Annotated in this window: 16 protein-coding genes and 2 pseudogenes; 7 read left to right on the plus strand and 11 right to left on the minus strand. The window is 71.1% G+C overall.

Annotated features, from left to right (window positions below; all coding sequences use genetic code 11):
- Nucleotides 1-504, plus strand: a pseudogene (locus J7E89_RS24075) (penicillin acylase family protein); the annotation flags it as partial.
- Between the two features lie 206 nt (nt 505-710).
- Here the strand turns inward: J7E89_RS24075 and J7E89_RS24080 are convergent.
- Entirely contained in the window at nt 711-2027 is a 1317-nt protein-coding gene (locus J7E89_RS24080; protein ID WP_214976474.1) for a serine-threonine protein kinase, read from the minus strand.
- Nucleotides 2028-2292: 265 nt separating this feature from the next.
- The gene (locus J7E89_RS24085; protein WP_214976475.1) at nt 2293-3564 is read right to left on the minus strand and encodes an exo-beta-N-acetylmuramidase NamZ domain-containing protein; all 1272 of its coding nucleotides are present in this window, start codon (nt 3562-3564) and stop codon (nt 2293-2295) included.
- Between the two features lie 171 nt (nt 3565-3735).
- On the opposite strand from J7E89_RS24085, the gene J7E89_RS24090 reads away from it, so the two are divergent.
- The 3 genes and pseudogenes from J7E89_RS24090 (at nt 3736) to J7E89_RS24100 (ending at nt 6824) form a co-directional block, all read left to right on the plus strand.
- Nucleotides 3736-4500, plus strand: a complete 765-nt coding sequence (locus J7E89_RS24090) for an SDR family oxidoreductase (RefSeq protein ID WP_214976476.1) — start codon at nt 3736-3738, stop codon at nt 4498-4500.
- Nucleotides 4497-6189: pseudogene (locus J7E89_RS24095) on the plus strand (class I adenylate-forming enzyme family protein). Before J7E89_RS24090 ends, J7E89_RS24095 begins: the two are co-directional and overlap by 4 nt.
- A gap of 41 nt (nt 6190-6230) precedes the next feature.
- A complete protein-coding gene (locus J7E89_RS24100) occupies nt 6231-6824 on the plus strand; it encodes a TetR/AcrR family transcriptional regulator (RefSeq protein WP_214976477.1) in 594 nt (197 codons plus the stop codon).
- A 169-nt stretch (nt 6825-6993) separates the two neighbouring features.
- On the opposite strand, the gene J7E89_RS24105 is transcribed toward J7E89_RS24100, so the two are convergent.
- The 5 genes from J7E89_RS24105 to J7E89_RS24125 all read right to left on the minus strand — a co-directional run bounded on the left by J7E89_RS24105 (nt 6994) and on the right by J7E89_RS24125 (nt 11096).
- Nucleotides 6994-8208, minus strand: coding sequence for an acyl-CoA dehydrogenase family protein (locus tag J7E89_RS24105; protein ID WP_214976478.1), 1215 nt, complete (start codon nt 8206-8208; stop codon nt 6994-6996).
- A gap of 9 nt (nt 8209-8217) precedes the next feature.
- A complete protein-coding gene (locus J7E89_RS24110) occupies nt 8218-9243 on the minus strand; it encodes a phosphotransferase family protein (RefSeq protein ID WP_214976479.1) in 1026 nt (341 codons plus the stop codon).
- Between the two features lie 105 nt (nt 9244-9348).
- Nucleotides 9349-10260 carry an MBL fold metallo-hydrolase gene (locus tag J7E89_RS24115; RefSeq protein ID WP_214976480.1) on the minus strand — a complete coding sequence of 304 codons (912 nt, stop codon included), beginning with the start codon at nt 10258-10260 and terminating at the stop codon, nt 9349-9351.
- 123 nt (nt 10261-10383) lie between these two features.
- Nucleotides 10384-10680: a hypothetical protein gene (locus tag J7E89_RS24120; RefSeq protein ID WP_214976716.1), complete on the minus strand. Its 297-nt coding sequence runs from the start codon at nt 10678-10680 to the stop codon at nt 10384-10386.
- A gap of 47 nt (nt 10681-10727) precedes the next feature.
- Nucleotides 10728-11096 carry a helix-turn-helix domain-containing protein gene (locus J7E89_RS24125; RefSeq protein ID WP_214976481.1) on the minus strand — a complete coding sequence of 123 codons (369 nt, stop codon included), beginning with the start codon at nt 11094-11096 and terminating at the stop codon, nt 10728-10730.
- Nucleotides 11097-11185: 89 nt separating this feature from the next.
- Between J7E89_RS24125 and J7E89_RS24130 the strand changes: the two genes are divergently transcribed.
- Nucleotides 11186-11842: an NADPH-dependent F420 reductase gene (locus J7E89_RS24130; RefSeq protein ID WP_214976482.1), complete on the plus strand. Its 657-nt coding sequence runs from the start codon at nt 11186-11188 to the stop codon at nt 11840-11842.
- 14 nt (nt 11843-11856) lie between these two features.
- Here J7E89_RS24130 and J7E89_RS24135 read toward each other — a convergent pair whose 3' ends face one another.
- From J7E89_RS24135 to J7E89_RS24145, 3 genes are all read right to left on the minus strand, one after another.
- The gene (locus J7E89_RS24135; RefSeq protein ID WP_214976483.1) at nt 11857-12192 is read right to left on the minus strand and encodes a DUF202 domain-containing protein; all 336 of its coding nucleotides are present in this window, start codon (nt 12190-12192) and stop codon (nt 11857-11859) included.
- On the minus strand, nt 12189-12587 hold the full coding sequence (locus J7E89_RS24140) for a DUF202 domain-containing protein (protein ID WP_214976484.1): 399 nt from the start codon (nt 12585-12587) through the stop codon (nt 12189-12191). Before J7E89_RS24140 ends, J7E89_RS24135 begins: the two co-directional genes overlap by 4 nt.
- Before the next feature lie 149 nt (nt 12588-12736).
- Complete coding sequence (locus tag J7E89_RS24145; protein ID WP_214976485.1) at nt 12737-13303, minus strand: NUDIX domain-containing protein; 567 nt, start codon at nt 13301-13303, stop codon at nt 12737-12739.
- Between the two features lie 115 nt (nt 13304-13418).
- On the opposite strand from J7E89_RS24145, the gene J7E89_RS24150 reads away from it, so the two are divergent.
- Complete coding sequence (locus tag J7E89_RS24150) at nt 13419-15080, plus strand: FAD-binding dehydrogenase (RefSeq protein WP_214976486.1); 1662 nt, start codon at nt 13419-13421, stop codon at nt 15078-15080.
- Nucleotides 15081-15212: 132 nt separating this feature from the next.
- On the opposite strand, the gene J7E89_RS24155 is transcribed toward J7E89_RS24150, so the two are convergent.
- A complete protein-coding gene (locus J7E89_RS24155) occupies nt 15213-15647 on the minus strand; it encodes an ASCH domain-containing protein (protein ID WP_214976487.1) in 435 nt (144 codons plus the stop codon).
- Nucleotides 15648-15823: 176 nt separating this feature from the next.
- On the opposite strand from J7E89_RS24155, the gene J7E89_RS24160 reads away from it, so the two are divergent.
- The gene (locus J7E89_RS24160) at nt 15824-16774 is read left to right on the plus strand and encodes a hypothetical protein (protein WP_214976488.1); all 951 of its coding nucleotides are present in this window, start codon (nt 15824-15826) and stop codon (nt 16772-16774) included.
- Nucleotides 16775-16811 lie beyond the last annotated feature (37 nt).

Consider the following 16811-nt stretch of genomic DNA (forward strand, 5'->3'; position numbering starts at 1 on the left):
CCCGGCTGCCGGGAGGGCAGTCGTCAGGCGCGCGAAGCGCGTCAAGCCCGCTGCCGCAAGGTAAGCAGGAACCTCCCGGCTTCAGCCGGGAGAGCACTTCAAGGCGAGCTCACGAAGAGCCTCACCACCGACGAGGCGCCGTCGGCCGGGCACGGCCCGACGGGGGCGCACGCGGGGTCCGCGTTCCAGTACGGCTGGTGGAGTTACGTCGACAAGGACCTGCGCAAGGTCCTCGGGCAGGAGGTTGAGGGCCCACTGGCGAAGACGTATTGCGGCAACGGCGACCTCGCGGCTTGCCGCGACACCCTCCTCGCCACCCTGAAGCAGGCCGTCGCCAAGCCCGCCACGGAGGTCTACCCCGGCGACGACAGCTGCAAGGCGGGGGAGCAGTGGTGCGCCGACTCGATCGTGCACCGGGCGGTCGGCGGACTCACCCACCCCGCGATGCACTGGCAGAACCGCCCGACCTACCAGATGGTCATCGAATACCCGTCGCACCGCTGAGGGTTCCCGTAACTGGGGCGCTGCCCCGGACCCCGGTCCTCATGCGCCGGAGGGGCTGAAGTAGCCAGGGGAGTGGGGCTCCGCTCCAGGCCCCGGTCCTCAAGCGCCGGAGGAGCTGGGTTTGCCGGGCGGGGACGGATTTTGCGGCCCTGGCCGCAACGTTCACCCCGTCCGGCGAAAAGGCCCGCCGCAGGCGTTGGCCGGCGCTAGCCCCCCATCCGGCCCGCAGCCACCACCACCCGCGCCAGCTCCGCGTGCAAGATGTCGCTGTGCGCCCCCGACGGCGGCCCCCCGCGCCGCACGACCGCCGCCGCGTCCACATTCACGCACCCCGAGCCCGGGACCCCGTCCCGCAGCGCCTGCGCCAGCGTGAGCACAGGCGTGTCCCGCACCGCCTGGATCCCGCCGAAGCCGATCGCACCCCACTTACCACCCAGGCCGACCACCCCCGCCGAGTCACCCGCCAGCCGCGACGCCAGCGGATAGATGACGCCGAGCGCCGAGTCGTGGCGCGAGTAACAGGCCACCACGGGCCCGTCCACCCGCCGCTCCATCCCCCGCAGCGCGCCACCACTGCCCACCGCATGCGGCAGCCGCCCCGCGAACGCGTAGTGCGAGAAGGCGCCTTGGAGCAAGGTCACGGACTTCACGTTCCGTACGTCGCCGGGCAGCCCCCGCAGCGCGAAAGCGACCAGCCGCGCCCCCTGGCTGTGCCCGACCAGATGCACCCGCATCGACGGCGACGACCGGGCGAGCTGCCCGAGCAGCGGCCCGAGCCCCAGCCGGCCGACCGTCCCGGCCCGCCGTTTCATCTCGTAGTACGTCGCCTGGCGGAGCAGCTCCTTGGCCCCGTTCCAGACCTTCTTCAGACCGCCGCCGAACGACAGGGCCTGCGCCGCCGGCAGCGGCTCCGGCTCCGCGGCGCCGGTCTCCGCCAGCGCGGCTGCGAAGTCGCGGCACACGGTGAGCGTGTCGTCGTACAGCATCCGCGGCAGCGCCTCCGCCTCCATGTCGGACGCGTCGGAGCCGTGTACCGCTACGAGCCCGCCCCCAGAAACCCCGGCCAACCTGCGCACCAGCACCCCGAATTCCTCGAACGCCGCCACCTCCTCCGGCCGCGCGTCGAGCAGCTCGGCCAGCCGCTCCACGATCTGCTCACGGCCGGGGAAAGCCTCGGCCAGCGCCTGCCGGGTGTGCTGGTCGAGGCCGGGACCGGCGTCGGCGGCCGGGACGGCGCTCCGGTCGAAGTCCGGGATCGGTTCGTCCGCGAACCGGATCGACGGCCACACGATGCCCGCATAGCCGAGCCGTACGCCGGGCGAGTCCGTCAGCAGACCAGGAAAGGGGGCGTAGAAACGGTCGTACATCCTGGTCGCCACCGAGCGGTTGCTGTTCCAGCCGTGCGCGAACATCACCAGGTCGGTGACATCGAGTTCCGCCAGCCGGTCGCGCTGACGCGTGTTCACGTCACCGTCCGCGTCGAACGTGATCTCCCGGTACGGCTCCACACTCACACCCGCCATGGCGCACCCCTCGGGTCCGTGCGGGCCCGCTACCCGCAGGCTCAGCATCCCGCTGGACCGCAGGACTGGCCATACGTCACGTCAGAGCAGATCGGCCGCAGTGATGCGCCGCAGGTGGACGAGTACGTCGTACGAGGGAGCCAGCGCCACCCGCTGCTGACGGAACGAAGAACTCGGTGGAGCTGTGCGTGGCTTCGCCGAGACCGACGAGCTCACCCGTCTCTTCAGGGTGTAGCCGGCTACACCCACGCCCACACCCGGACCCTCAGCGGTACAGCAGATACTCCCGGCGTACGGAGCTGAACGCCGCGAGGTCGGAACGCCAGGCGTCCACCACCTCGCCCGTCCCGGCCCCCGCGTTGATCATCGTGCGGACCCGCGTATTGCCCGTCAGCTTGTCGACCCAGTTGTCGGCCCGCCACGCGAAGCCGCTCCAGCTCTTCTTCGCCGTGATCAGCAGCGCGATGCCGGTGCGCACAGGGTCGTACGCCTCCCGGTCGTGCACATGCAGCTGTACGCCGCCGATCGTCTTCCCCTGGAACTTGGAGAACGTCGGAGCGAAGTACGCCTCCCTGAAGTGCACACCGGGCAGCCCGGCGGCGTTCGCGGTCTCCGCCCACCGGCGGTCGATGCCCTCCGCGCCCAGCAGTTCGAACGGCCGGGTGGTGCCCCGCCCCTCCGACAGGTTGGTGCCCTCGAAGAGGCAGGTGCCCGAATACACGAGCGCCGTGTCGGGCGTCGGCATGTTGGGACTCGGCGGCACCCACGGCAGACCCGTCGAATCGAAGAAGTCGCCGCGCCGCCAGCCCGTCATCCTCACCGTCTCCAGCGCCACCGGCCGTGCCAGGAACTCGCTGTTGAAGAGCCGCGCCAGCTCGCACACCGTCATCCCGTGCGCCTGCGCGATCGGCTCGCGCCCCACGAACGTCGCGAACGCTTTGTCGAGCACCGGACCGAGCGCGGCGCGCCCCGTCACCGGGTTCGGCCGGTCGAGCACCACGAACCGCTTGCCCGCGAGGACGGCCGCCACCATGCAGTCGTACAGCGTCCAGATGTACGTGTAGAAGCGCGCGCCCACGTCCTGGATGTCGAAAACGATCGTGTCCACGCCCGACGCTGTGAAGATGTCCGCGAGCGGCTGCCCGCTCTTCAGGTACGTGTCGTACACCGGAAGCCCGGTCGCCGGATCGTCGTAACGCCCCTGCGAGCCGCCCGCCTGCGCCGTGCCGCGAAAGCCGTGCTCGGGCCCGAAGACGGCGGCCAGGTTCACCCGGTCGTCGGCGTGCATGACGTCCACGATGTGGCGCACGTCCGAGGTGATGCCCGTCGGATTGGTGACGACGCCGACCTTCTGCCCCGCCAGGAGCGCGTAACCGTCGGCGGCCAGCCGGTCGAAGCCGGTACGCACCCGCAGGTGCCCGGGCCGCCCAGGGTGCCCGGCGGCGGCCGCTGGGGCCGCGGCACCGAGTGCTCCCGCCGCTCCCACGGCTCCCGCCGCCCCGGTGGCGGCCAGCAATCCGCGTCTGGACAGGTTCATCCCAGTACCTCCGTGATCGGCGCCGTCTGTCATGGCCACGCACGCTAGCGCGCGTGGCCGCGCCGGGGAACGAGCCGGGCACGGCGGGTTGTGACCTTCCGACCTCTTCCACTGCTCCATACCGACCGGTTAGTCTGCCGAGGCTGTCGGCAGGAGAGGTGGGCCTCAAGGATGAGCCAGTTCCAGGACGCGGGAGTCGTCGTCACCGGTGCGGGAGGCGGCATCGGTGCCGCCCTCGCCCGCAGATTCGCGGCTGAGGGGGCACGGGTCGTCGTCAACGACCTCGACGCGCAGAAGATCAAGGCGATCGCCGACGAGACCGGCGCCACCGCCGTCGCGGGCGACGCCTCCGCGATCGTCGAAGAGGCCCGCGAGGCACTCGGCGGCAAGGTCGACGTGTACTGCGCAAACGCGGGCCTCGCCTCGCCCGGCGACGCCTTCGCCGACGAGGAGGTCTGGGCCGCGGCCTGGGACGTCAACGTCATGGCCCACGTCAGGGCGGCCAAGGCGCTGCTCCCCGACTGGCTGGAGCGCCGCAGCGGCCGGTTCGTCCCCACCGTCTCGGCGGCCGGCCTGCTGACCATGGTCGGCGCGGCCCCGTACAGCGTCAGCAAGCACGGCGCGCTCGCCTTCGCCGAGTGGCTCTCGCTGACCTACCGACACCGCGGCGTCAAGGTCCACGCGATCTGCCCACAGGGGGTACGCACCGACATGCTGACCGCCGCGGGCTCGGCCGGCGAGCTGGTCCTCGCGCCCACCGCCATCGAGCCGGAGGACGTCTGTGACGCACTCTTCGACGGTATGGCGGCCGACCGTTTCCTGATCCTGCCGCACGCCGAGGTGGCCGGTTACTACCAGGCACGCGCCGGGGACCCGGACCGCTGGCTGACCAACATGAACCACCTTCACCAGAAGTGGGAAGAGGCAGCGCGATGAGCGGGACGACGACCGGGACGACGGCCGGGACCACCAGCGAGTCGATTTACGCGGCCAAGCCCTGGCTCGCCCAGCTCACCGACGCCCAGCGGGCGCCCATGGACCCGCCGGCCACCCTGCTGCACGCCTTGAAGAACGCGGTGAACCGCGCGCCGGACCACCCCGCCCTCGCCTACTTCGACGGCCGCCTCACCTACCGCGAGACCGACGAGCTCTCGGACTCCGTCGCGGGCCACCTGGCCGCCAAGGGCCTGCGGCACGGTGACCGGGTCGCGGTCATGCTCCAGAACAGCCCGCACTTCGTCATCGCGCTGCTCGGCGCCTGGAAGGCCGGCGCTGTCGTCGTACCGCTCAACCCGATGTACAAGTCGGCCGAGGTCGGTCACGCGCTCGGGGACGCCGAGGCGACCGCGCTGGTCTGCTCGGACCGCGCGTGGGAGGCGTACCTGCGCGAGACCGCGGAGGATTCTCCCGTACGAATCGTCCTCACCGCCTGCGAACTCGACCTCCAGACCAGGAACGACACCCGCGTCCTCAATTTCGAGCGGGCGGCTGCGGCCTCCGACGCGGACGACCTGGTGACCGTCGCACGCCTGGGCCTCCCGGCGCCGGCGGACCGCGAGCTCACGGCCACCGACGTGGCGCTGATCAGCTATACCTCGGGTACCAGCGGCACCCCCAAGGGCGCTATGAACGTCCACGGCGGGATCATGTACAACGCCGAGCGCCAGCGCACTGGGCACCCCATCGCCGAGGGTTCGGCGTACTTCGCGCTCGCACCCCTTCTTCCACATCACCGGCATGGTCTGTGAACTGGCCGTCTGCGTCGCCAACGCCGGCACGCTCGTCCTCGCCTACCGCTTCCACCCGGGCGTAGTCCTCGACGCGTTCATCGAGCACCGCCCCGCCTACACCGTCGGCCCCTCCACCGCCTTCATGGCGCTCGCCGCCACTCCCGGAGTCACGCGGGAGCACTTCGAGTCCTTCGAGGTCATCTCGTCGGGCGGCGCGCCCGTGCCGCCGGCCCTGGTGGAGAAATTCCGCGAGGGATTCGGCCCGTACATCCGCAACGGTTACGGCCTCACCGAGTGCACCGCGCCCTGTGCGGCCGTGCCGCCGGAGAAGGAAGCCCCGGTCGACCCGGCCTCGGGGACGCTTTCCGTGGGCGTGCCCGGGCCGGACACGGTCCTACGTATCGTCGATGAGAAGGGCGCCGATGTGCCCTTCGGCGAGCAGGGCGAGATCGCCGTCAGCGGTCCGCAGGTCGTCCCCGGCTACTGGCGCCGCCCCGAGGCGACGGCCGAGGCCTTCCCGGGCGGCGAACTGCGTACCGGCGACATCGGGTTCATGGACGAGGACGGCTGGCTCTACGTCGTCGACCGCAAGAAGGACATGATCAACGCGTCCGGCTTCAAGGTCTGGCCGCGCGAGGTCGAGGACGTCCTCTACACCCACCCGGCGGTGCGCGAGGCGGCCGTCGTCGGCATTCCCGACGCGTACCGGGGAGAGAGCGTCAAGGCGTACGTGAGCCTGCGCCCCGGAGCTGAGGTGGCGCCTTCGGAGATCTCCGCGTACTGCGAGGAGCGGCTGGCCGCGTACAAGTACCCGCGCGAAGTGGAGATCCTGCCCGAACTTCCCAAGACGACGAGTGGGAAGATCCTCAGGCGGGAACTGCGTTCCCGTTCCTGAACCCTCATTTGGTTGTTTCGACGAAAGGCAGGTGGCGGCACATGGCCAGGACGACGGACGGAAGCGGCATCCCCGTCCCACAGCGGCTGCTGGCCGCCGCCACCCGCCTGTTCGCCGAGCGTGGATACGACCGCACGTCGGTGCAGGAGATCGTCGAGGCGGCCGGCGTCACCAAGGGTGCGCTCTACCACTACTTCGGCTCGAAGGACGACCTGCTGCACGAGGTGTACGCCCGTGTCCTGCGGCTCCAGCAGGAGCGGCTGGACGCGTTCGCTGACGCGGACGCGCCGGTGGAGCGGCGGTTGCGGGACGCGGCGGCGGATGTGGTGGTCACGACCATCGACAACCTCGACGACGCGTCGATCTTCTTCCGGTCCATGCACCACCTGAGTCCGGAGAAGGACAAGCAGGTGCGGGCGGAGCGGCGGCGGTATCACGAGCGGTTCCGGGCGCTGGTGGAGGAGGGCCAGAAAGCGGGGGTCTTCTCGACGGCGACCCCGGCGGATCTGGTGGTGGACTACCACTTCGGCTCGGTCCACCACCTGTCGACGTGGTACCGGCCGGACGGCCCGCTGACGCCGCAGCAGGTGGCGGATCATTTGGCGGATCTGCTGCTGCGGGCGTTGCGGCCGTAGGGGCCGGCGCCGCGGGGTGGATGCGGGTGCGGGCCGCTGCGCAGGGCCTTTTCCCCACCCAAAACCGCCGGAGGGGCTGGATTTGCCGCTCAGCGGCACTATCCAGCCCCTCCGGCGTTTGCGGAGCGGCCGCCGCAGGCGCACCCGCACCCGCCCCACCCCAGCCGCGCTAGACGTACTTCTTCAGCTCCCGCCGCGCCAGCGACCGCTGATGCACCTCATCCGGCCCGTCCGCCAGCTTCAGCGTCCGCGCCGCCGCCCAAAGCTCCGCCAGCGGGAAGTCCTGGCTGACGCCACCCGCCCCGTGCAGTTGCACCGCCTTGTCGATGATGTCGACAACCGCCCGCGGCGTAGCGATCTTGATCGCCTGGATCTCCGCGTGCGCCCCGCGATTGCCGACCGTGTCCATCAGCCACGCCGTCTTGAGCACCAGCAGCCGCAGCTGCTCGACGGTCACTCGCGCGTCCGCGATCCAGTTGTGTACGACGCCCTGCTGGGCCAGCGGCTTGCCGAAGGCCTCGCGCGACACCGCGCGGCGGCACATCAGCTCGATCGCACGCTCGGCCATGCCGATCAGCCGCATGCAGTGGTGGATCCGGCCCGGGCCGAGCCGCGCCTGGGCGATGGCGAAGCCGCCGCCCTCCTCGCCGATCAAGGCGGAGGCAGGCACCCGCGCCCCGTCGAAGACGACCTCCGCGTGCCCGCCGTGGTAGTGGTCCTCGTACCCGTACACCCGCATGGCGCGCCGGATCTCGACGCCGGGCGTGTCACGCGGCACCAGGATCATCGACTGCTGACGGCGGACGTCCGCACCGTCCGGGTCGGTCTTGCCCATCACGATGAAGATCTTGCAGTCCGGGTTCATCGCCCCGGAGATGTACCACTTGCGGCCCGTGACGACGTACTCGTCACCATCACGCTCGATCCGGGTCTCGATGTTCGTCGCGTCCGACGAGGCGACCTCCGGCTCGGTCATCGCGAACGCCGACCGGATCTCGCCCGACAGCAGCGGCTCCAGCCACTGCTTCTTCTGCTCGTCGGACGCGAACTGCGCCAGCAGCTCCATGTTTCCCGTGTCCGGCGCCGCGCAGTTCAGCGCGGTCGGCGCCAGGTGCGGGCTGCGGCCGGTGATTTCCGCGAGCGGAGCGTACTGCAGATTCGTGAGCCCGGCGCCGTACTCGGCGTCCGGAAGGAAGAGGTTCCACAGGCCCTGCCTCCGCGCCTCCGCCTTCAGGTCCTCCACGACCTGCGGCGTGTCCCACGGCGACGCGAGCTGCTCGCGCTGCTCGTCGGCGACGGGCTCGGCCGGGTACACGAAGTCGTCCATGAAAGCGAGAAGCTTGCCGCGGAGCTCTTCGGTCCGTGCGTCGTATGCGAAATCCATGGTGGTGTCTCAGCCTTCCTGAAGGGTGGTCAGGCCGTGCTCGATGAAGACGGGCACGAGGTCGCCGATCCGGTCGAAGCCGGCGCCGACGGTCTGCCCGAGCGTGTAGCGGTAGTGGATGCCCTCGAGGATCACGGCGAGCTTGAACCAGGCGAACGCCGTGTACCAGGCGATGGCGGAGGTGTCCCGGCCGGACCCGGCGGCGTACCGCTCGACGATCTCGCGCGCCGAAGGGTGACCGGGCGCGCCGGCCGTCGTGGAGACGGGGGAGTCGGGCAGCCCCAGCTCGGCGCTGTACATCACGAGCAGTCCGAGGTCGGTGAGCGGGTCGCCGAGGGTCGACATCTCCCAGTCGAGGATGGCGTTGATCCGGTCGTCGGCGCCGCCGATCAGGACGTTGTCGAGACGGTAGTCGCCGTGTACGACCGTGGGCGCGGGGGAGTCGGGCAGCGAGCGCCCGAGCGCCGCGTGCAGCTCGTCGATGCCGGCCAGTTCGCGGTTGCGGGAGGCGTCGAGCTGCTTGCCCCAGCGGCGCAGCTGCCGGTCGAGGAAGCCCTCGGGGCGGCCGAAGTCGCCCAGACCCACCGCCTCCGGATCCACGGCGTGCAGCGCGACGAGGGTGTCGACCAGGCCCAGTACGGCGGCGCGGGTACGTTCGGCGCCCAGCGCGGCGAGCTCGTCGGCCGTACGGTACGGAACGCCCTCCACGTACTCCATGACGTAGAACGGCGACCCGATGACCGACTCGTCCTCGCACAGCAGCAGCGGCGCGGGCACCGGCACATCGGTCGGGTGCAGAGCGCTGATCACCCGGTACTCGCGCTTCATGTCGTGCGCGGTCGCCAGCACATGCCCGAGCGGCGGCCGCCGCACCACCCACCGGGACGTGCCGTCCGTGACGGCGTACGTCAGGTTCGACCGGCCGCCCTCGATGAGCCGGGCGCTGAGCGGTCCGCTCACCAGCCCCGGCCGCTCGCGGTCGAGATGACCGCGCAGTTGCTCGGGATCGAGACCTGGCGGGTGGACTGCGCTCATGGGGGCACCTCCGAGGGCGAACACTGCTGACAAGACGACGTCGCGACTCATCATGCCGACCAGTCGGTATGCCGTCCAGTGTGCCGACGTACCCCGAGACGCGGATCACGCGTGGCAGGCGACAGGCTTCCCGCCGTTCATGGCCGCCATGTCGCCGAAGACGACGACCGGATCGAGCGGCGAGCCCTCCGGCAGACCGTCCAGTTCGGCGTACGCGCGGTGCAGATTGGCGACGAGCCGTTCGCTCTCGCGCAGGCCGGCGAAAGTGCCGAGGTCGGCCTCCCGGGCGGTCTCCAGGGGCGTACGGCCCTTGGCGTGCCCGGCCTCGGCGAGCTCGGCGACGTACCGCAGGTAGCTCTCCGTCGCGTCGTACGCCGACGGGTCGGTCACGGGGCCGTGACCGGGCACGACCGTCTCCGCGCCGAGCGAGCGGAGCACGTCGAGCGCGCGCAGTGACCCGCTCAGCGATCCCATCGGGACGAAGGGGGTGCCGCCCTGGAAGACCAGATCGCCGGTGAAGACGATCCCGTACTCCGGCAGGTGAACGATTGAATCGCCGGTGGTGTGCGCGACGCCCGGGTGGATCAGCCGCACCTCGGTGCCGCCCGCGTGGACGGTGAGGCGCTCGCTGTACGTGAGGGTGGGCGCGGTGACGGTGATGTCACCGAAGTCGGTCTCCGGCCACATCAGGTGCAGCTGGAGCCCGACGGCGAGGACCTCGGCGCGGCAGGTGTCGTGCCCGATGACCGTGGCTTCGGGTACGAAGACGCTGTTGCCGTAGGTGTGGTCGCCGTGGTGGTGGGTGTTGACGACGGTACGGGGGAGCGGCGCGCCGGTCGCGAGGAGCGCTTCGCGCAGGGCGTGCGCGCGGCGCTCGGTGGCCGCGGTGTCGACGAGCAGGGTCGAAGCGCCGTCGCTGACGAACCCGGCGTTGTTCAGGCACCAGCCGCCGTCCGGCTGGATGTACGCGTGCACTTCGGGCGCGAGCTGAACGATGTACGGGTCCGTGGCGGGCACGGGGGTTCCCCCGGGTCGGGTCGCGTCGGGTCGACGGATCAGTCAATGGCCGAACTGGTCGGGGAGAGCCTGCCAGTTCGTGCCCGCCCGGGGGAAGGCAGGTCCGGGACATGGACCTCGTGCTCAGTGATCGTCCCAGTGGCCGTCGTGAGCGGCGTGGCGGTGGCCGTCGTGGACGTAGTCGACGTGATCGCCGTGCGTGACGGCGCTGTGCCCGCAGTTCTTGCCGTGCTCATGGGGGTGACTGCTGTGGGTGACGTGATCCGTGGACTCGCATTCGTCCCAGTGTCCGGAGTGCTCGCGGTGCATGTGCCCGTTGTGCGCGTAGTCGGTGTGGTCGCCGTGCGGTACCGCGACGTGCCCGCAGACGGGACCGTGGATGTGCTCGTGAGTGGGGTGCTCCTGGTGGAGGGCGGTCATTATGCTCACCTCTAGTGTGATTGCGGATACTTTGCGATACCTCCAGGCTAGTCCCGGACGACCGCTTCATCCGTCTCCCACCCCTGCGCCGCGGCGAATTCGTCACCGTGTTCCGCCGACCACCTGCCCAACGCCCGGATCGGCTCCAGGAGACTCGCGCCGAGCTCGGTCAGCCCGTACTCGACGCGCGGCGGTGCCTCGGCGTAGGCGTGGCGCTCCACCAGGGCGTAACCCTCCAGGCGGCGCAGCGTCTCGGTGAGGACCTTGGCGCTGATGCCGCCGATCTCGGCGCGCAGCTCGCCGGGGCGGCGCGGGCCCTCGCCGAGCGCGTAGATGACGACGCCGTTCCAGGTGTTCGCCAGTAGATCGAAGCCGAGCCTGGCCCGGCAGTCCGCGAGCAAGCTGTTCACAACCACTGTCCCCCCACGGCCCGTTGGGCACCGATCGGTAACCAACGGATCTCCTAGCGTCCTGTCCTGACACGTTACGTGGGAGAGGAACACACATGCGCATCGGAATGCTCGGTACGGGCAACATGGCGGACGCACTCGGCACCCAGTGGGCCAGGGCGGGCCACGACGTGCTGGTCGGCGGCCGCTCGGCGGACCGCGCGGCCGAACTGGCCGCCCGTATCGGTGGCCGGGCGGGCACCCTGCGCGAGGCCGCCGCCTTCGGGGACGCGACGCTGCTCGCCGTCCCGCACGACAGTGTGCCCGCGGTTCTGAATGAGGCCGCGGGCGCGGACGAAGGCGGCGACGGTGGCGGCGTACTGCGCGGCCGCGTCCTGATCGACTGCACCAACGCGGTCGGTCCCGGCTTCGTCCTGACGACACAAGGCGGCCCGGGTGCGGCGGAACGTATCGCCGCCGCGACCGGCGCGCACGTCGTCAAGGCCTTCAACCACTGTGCCGACAGCGTCTGGCGGCTGACCCCGCCCGCCTTCGCCGACGGACCGCTGGCTGTGCCGCTGTGCGGGGACGACGAACGGGCGCTGGAGACGGTACGGACGCTCGTACGGGACATGGGCTGCGAACCGCTGGCCGCGGGGGGCCTCGACCGGGCGGTGTACGTCGAGACCGCGACGGCCTTCCTCATCGGACTGTGGGTGAACGGCGAGGACCCGCGCCGGATGCTGCCGCCTTTGGCGGCGGCCACGGCCTGAGCCGGCCCGACCTCTCAGACGACGATCGCCACGGCGAACCCGGCGAGCGCGATCGTGCAGGCCGTCGCTGTCATCGCGGCGCGCACCGACATCGGCGCGGGTCTGGCGGTGCTGCCGACAGCCTGGATGCGGTGGTGGGCGACCCGCAGGAACCCCAGCCAGACCAGCACGCAGAGCGCCGTGGCGATCACCCCGGCTACGCTGATCCCGTCATGGACCGCCTGCTTCGCCGCCAGTACGGCCACCACCGTGCAGGCCAGCGTGGTCCTGCGCCAGGCGAGCCGGGTCCGCTCCGGCTGAAGGCCGGGGTCCCTGGCGGGGTCGGGGTCGGGGGCGGCCGGGCCGGTCAATTGCGGCCGTCCCAGCCGAAGAGGACGATCACGACCATGACGACGGCGACGAAGGCCACCACGAGGCTCAGCACGGTCGGAAAACGGGTGACCGGGAGGTCGTCACCGCGCCGCATGGCCTGCTCGCAGCGCACCCAGTGATTGACCGCCCGCAGCGCACACAGCACACCGGCCGCCAGCAGTCCGAGCGCCATGCCGGCGCGCACGCCCCAGGCGAGTCCGGGCAGGAACTGATCGACCGCGAAGCCGCCGCCGATGAGAGCAAGCGCGGTACGGATCCAGGCGAGGAAGGTGCGCTCGTTGGCCAGCGAGAAGCGGTAGTCGGGGGTCTCGCCCTCTTCCCGGATGCGCTGCGGCGCGAACCAGAGCCGCAGACTCCGCACGAACTCGATCACGCGCCGCACCTTACCGGGCGGGATTGTCAGTGGCCGCTCCTGCTTGGTTGCCGCAACGCGGCACTATCCAGCCCTTCCGGCGTTTGATCGCCGCGGCGCACGCGGACGCCCTGGCGGGCAGGGCGGCGAAGGTACGGACGGAGGTACGGTCAGGCCTGCCCAGCACCTGACGAGGGCAGCGGACCGGGGCCTGCGAACGCGCGCAGCCGTTCCCACGCCGCGAGACCGTCCGGCACCCACTCCCACTCCCGCCCCGACTCCGGTTCGGCGAGCCGTCGCTCCAGCTCCGCGCGGGTCAGGAAGCCGTGCCACGCGACCTCCTCCGCCTGCGGATTCACCGGCAGATCGCACCGCACCTCGTAGACGTACGACCACCAGGTCTGCGCGCCGTCCTCGCTCTCGTAAAGGAACTTGAACAGCGGTACGGGCGCGGGCAGCCCGGACACACCCAGCTCCTCCTCCGCCTCACGCAGCGCCGCCTCGCCGTACGACTCGCCCGCGCCGACGACCCCGCCCACGAACATGTCGTACATCGAGGGGAAGACCAGCTTCACGGGCGTCCTGCGGTGCACGAAGTACCGGCCCTCGCCGTCCCGCGCCAGGACGAAGACGCAGCGATGGCGCAGGCCGCGGGCGTACACCTCGCCGCGCGGGGCCTGTCCGACGACTTCGTCGTTCGCGTCAACGACGTCCAGAATCTCCTCAGCGGGAGTCATACGACCCATCCAACCTCACCGCTGTGTACCCACCGGTTGATGCCCCGGCCGCCTCTGCCGAAGATCTGACGCACGAGTAACTTCTCTCCACTTCGCCCCGGCAAGGACGGAAACCATGGCGTACGACGCTGATGTGATCGTGATCGTGATCGGGGCGGGCCTGGCAGGCCTGGCGGCCACCGCGGAGCTGGTCGACGCGGGCCGCAAGGTGATCCTGCTCGACCAGGAGCCCGAGCAGTCCATTGGCGGTCAGGCGCACTGGTCCTTCGGCGGGCTCTTCTTCGTCGACTCGCCCGAGCAGCGCCGCATGCGCATCAAGGACAGCCGCGAGCTGGCGCTCCAGGACTGGCACGGCACGGCGGGCTTCGACCGCGAGGAGGACCACTGGCCGCGCAAGTGGGCCGAGGCGTACGTCGACTTCGCGGCCGGCGAGAAGCGGGCGTGGCTGCACGGGCAGGGCGTGCGCTTCTTCCCGGTGGTGGGGTGGGCCGAGCGCGGCGGTTACGACGCCACCGGGCACGGGAATTCCGTACCGCGCTTCCACATCACCTGGGGCACGGGCCCCGGCATCGTCGCGCCCTTCGAGCGCCGGGTGCGCGACGGGGTGGCCCGCGGCCTCGTCCAGCTGAGGTTCCGCCACCGCGTCACCGGCCTCACGCGCAGCGCCGGGTCCGTGGACACGGTCACCGGCGAGATCCTGGAGTCCTCGGCCGCCGAGCGTGGGGCCGCCAGCAGCCGCGAGGCGACCGGGTCCTTCGAGCTCAGGGCGCAGGCGGTGATCGTCACCTCGGGCGGGATCGGCGGCAACCACGATCTCGTACGCGCCAACTGGCCACAGCGGCTGGGCACCCCGCCCGCCTCGATGCTCTCCGGTGTACCCGCGCACGTCGACGGCCTGATGCTCGGCGTCACGGAGGCGGCGGGCGGCCGCATGATCAACCGCGACCGGATGTGGCACTACACGGAGGGCATCCAGAACTGGAACCCGATCTGGGCCAAGCACGGCATCCGCATCCTTCCCGGCCCTTCCTCCCTCTGGTTCGACGCGCGTGGCAAGCGCCTGCCCGTACCTCTCTTCCCGGGCTTCGACACCCTGGGCACGCTCGACCACATCATGAAGACGGGGTACGACTACACCTGGTTCGTCCTCGACCAGAAGATCATCGGCAAGGAGTTCGCGCTCTCGGGTTCCGAACAGAACCCGGACCTCACGGGCAAGTCCGTCCGGGAGGTCATCGGCCGGGCACGGGCCGATGTCCCCGGCCCGGTCAAGGCGTTCATGGACAAGGGCGCGGACTTCGTCGTCGAGAAGGACCTGTCCGCGCTGGTTCGCGGCATGAACGCGCTCACCAAGGAGCCGCTGATCGACGAAGCGGCGCTGCGCCGCGAAATCACCGCCCGGGACCGGGAGATCACCAATACCTTCACCAAGGACCTCCAGGTGATGGCGATCCGCGGCGCCCGCAACTACCTGGGCGACAAGCTGATCCGTACGGCCCCGCCGCACCGCATCCTCGACCCCAAGGCGGGCCCGCTCATCGCCGTACGCCTGCACATCCTTACCCGGAAGTCGCTCGGCGGCCTGGAGACCGACCTGTCGTCGCGGGTGCTGACGGAGGGCGGCGCCGTGCTGCCGGGCGTGTACGCGGCGGGGGAGGCGGCGGGGTTCGGCGGCGGCGGCGTCCACGGCTACCGCTCCCTGGAGGGCACGTTCCTGGGCGGCTGCCTCTTCTCCGGCCGCACGGCGGGCCGCGCGGCGGCGAGGGCGGTGGCGTAGGGGCGTGCGCCTGCGGCGGGCTGGGGCGCTGCCCCAGACCCCGCTCCTCGCCCCGCTCCTCAAGGGGATTGCCCCCAGTTTCGGGAAGGGGCGGGGCAGGGGAAGAAGCCCGCCGCAGGCGTACCGCACCGCCTACCCCGCCCCGCCCAACCGCTCCACCACCCGGAACCGCTCCGCCACAACCACCGTCGTGTCGTCGACCGTGAACTCCGGGTCGCCCAACGCCTCCCGCATCTCGTCCCCGTGCCAGAACCTCTCGTGCCCCGCACGCCAGTCCGCGACCGACGTGTAGCCCTCGCCCTCGTCCAGCGCGTGCTGGAGATCGACGTCGCCTAGCGCCAGCACCCGCACCTCGGTCAGCTCGATCACCGCCACCTCGCGGCCGTCCGAGTCGATCACCACGGACCGCTCGCCGACCGGCGGCAGCTCCTCCTTCTCGGCCTCGTACTCGGCGAGCAGGCCGGTCGTCGAGACCTTCTCGCCGGACAGCACAGCGGCGACCAGCCGGTCCCGCAGCGGTCCGGGAAAGGCGAACAGACACGGCGGCAGTGACGAGTGCTCAGACATGGGGGCAAGACTAGGCCCTGAGGCCGGCGGGTAAGCGGTTGTGGCAGCTCAGTGCCGGTTTCAACTACCGCCGCACCGCACAAAGTTGGTTTAGACCGCTCTTGACGCGGACTACCCCCTACCGCTTTGCTGTGCGTGATCAAACGCTCGCACTCTGCGCCGTGGAGGACCCGCGGATGCCCCCTCCTCCGCCACCCCTCGGCCGCTCACGCCGCCGTACCGACCGCTTCTTCGACCCCGCGCTCGACGACGCCGAACTCGTCACCGTGCGCACCCAGCTGGCCCAGGGCCGCTGGACCAGAGCCCGTTCCCTGCTCGCCGAGACCGGCGACGACTGGGACCGCCGGAGCCACCGTCTCGTCGTACTCGCCCAGGCCACCGGCGCCGCTGCCTGGGCGGGCGACTGGCTGCTCGCAGAGCCCGAGAGCGCCGACGCCGTCACTCTCATCGCCTGCGCCACCGTCCTCGGCGCGCTGCGCCGTAAGGAACCCGAGGACCGGGCGCGCGAGGCATGCCGCCGCGCCGCCGAGCGCTCACCCGCCGACCCGACCCCGTGGCTCGGCCTACTGCTCCTGGCCCGCTCGCTCGGTACGGAGGAGGAGGTCGCCCAGCTCTTCGACCAGGTACGGCTGCGCCACCCCGAGCACCACCACGCCCACCACCTGATGGCCGCCCGCCTCGCCGAACGCAGGCCGGACATAGGCAGCGACCCCCTCCACGAGGTGTACGACTTCGCCGCCTGGGCCGCCGAACAGGCCCCCGCCGACTCTCCCCTGGCCGTACTCCCCGTGGTGGCCCACGCCGAGCGCTACCGCGCCCTCGCGGTAGCGGGCCAGGTGCCGAAGGACCCCGCGGCCTCCGGCCACTGGTCCGGCCGCCGCGCCCGCCAGGTGATGAAGGCGGCGTTCGACTGGTGGCTGGAGTGGGAGCACGAGGGTCACCCGCGCCGCCTCATCGACCTCAATTACCTCGCCCACGCGAAGCTCTGCGAGGGCAGGCCCGCCGAGGCGGCCGCACTCCTCAACCGCATAGGCCCGCACGCCACCGAGGGCCCGTGGTCGTACCCCGAACGGGACCCGCACCAGGCCTTCCGCGCCGCGCGCAGCGCCGCGCTCGGGATCGCATGACTCAGCAGTTCGACCTCATCCACCGAAGTGAAGGGAC

The organism is Streptomyces sp. ISL-100, from assembly GCF_018614615.1.
Lineage (GTDB): Bacteria > Actinomycetota > Actinomycetes > Streptomycetales > Streptomycetaceae > Streptomyces.

Bases quoted from the DNA above. Each gene is read 5' to 3' on its own strand.
- J7E89_RS24080 (WP_214976474.1), bottom strand. From the start codon at position 2,027: ATGGCGGGTGTGAGTGTGGAGCCGTACCGGGAGATCACGTTCGACGCG.
- J7E89_RS24085 (WP_214976475.1), bottom strand. From the start codon at position 3,564: ATGAACCTGTCCAGACGCGGATTGCTGGCCGCCACCGGGGCGGCGGGA.
- J7E89_RS24090 (WP_214976476.1), top strand. From the start codon at position 3,736: ATGAGCCAGTTCCAGGACGCGGGAGTCGTCGTCACCGGTGCGGGAGGC.
- J7E89_RS24100 (WP_214976477.1), top strand. From the start codon at position 6,231: ATGGCCAGGACGACGGACGGAAGCGGCATCCCCGTCCCACAGCGGCTG.
- J7E89_RS24105 (WP_214976478.1), bottom strand. From the start codon at position 8,208: ATGGATTTCGCATACGACGCACGGACCGAAGAGCTCCGCGGCAAGCTT.
- J7E89_RS24110 (WP_214976479.1), bottom strand. From the start codon at position 9,243: ATGAGCGCAGTCCACCCGCCAGGTCTCGATCCCGAGCAACTGCGCGGT.
- J7E89_RS24120 (WP_214976716.1), bottom strand. From the start codon at position 10,680: ATGACCGCCCTCCACCAGGAGCACCCCACTCACGAGCACATCCACGGT.
- J7E89_RS24130 (WP_214976482.1), top strand. From the start codon at position 11,186: ATGCGCATCGGAATGCTCGGTACGGGCAACATGGCGGACGCACTCGGC.
- J7E89_RS24145 (WP_214976485.1), bottom strand. From the start codon at position 13,303: ATGACTCCCGCTGAGGAGATTCTGGACGTCGTTGACGCGAACGACGAA.
- J7E89_RS24150 (WP_214976486.1), top strand. From the start codon at position 13,419: ATGGCGTACGACGCTGATGTGATCGTGATCGTGATCGGGGCGGGCCTG.
- J7E89_RS24155 (WP_214976487.1), bottom strand. From the start codon at position 15,647: ATGTCTGAGCACTCGTCACTGCCGCCGTGTCTGTTCGCCTTTCCCGGA.
- J7E89_RS24160 (WP_214976488.1), top strand. From the start codon at position 15,824: ATGCCCCCTCCTCCGCCACCCCTCGGCCGCTCACGCCGCCGTACCGAC.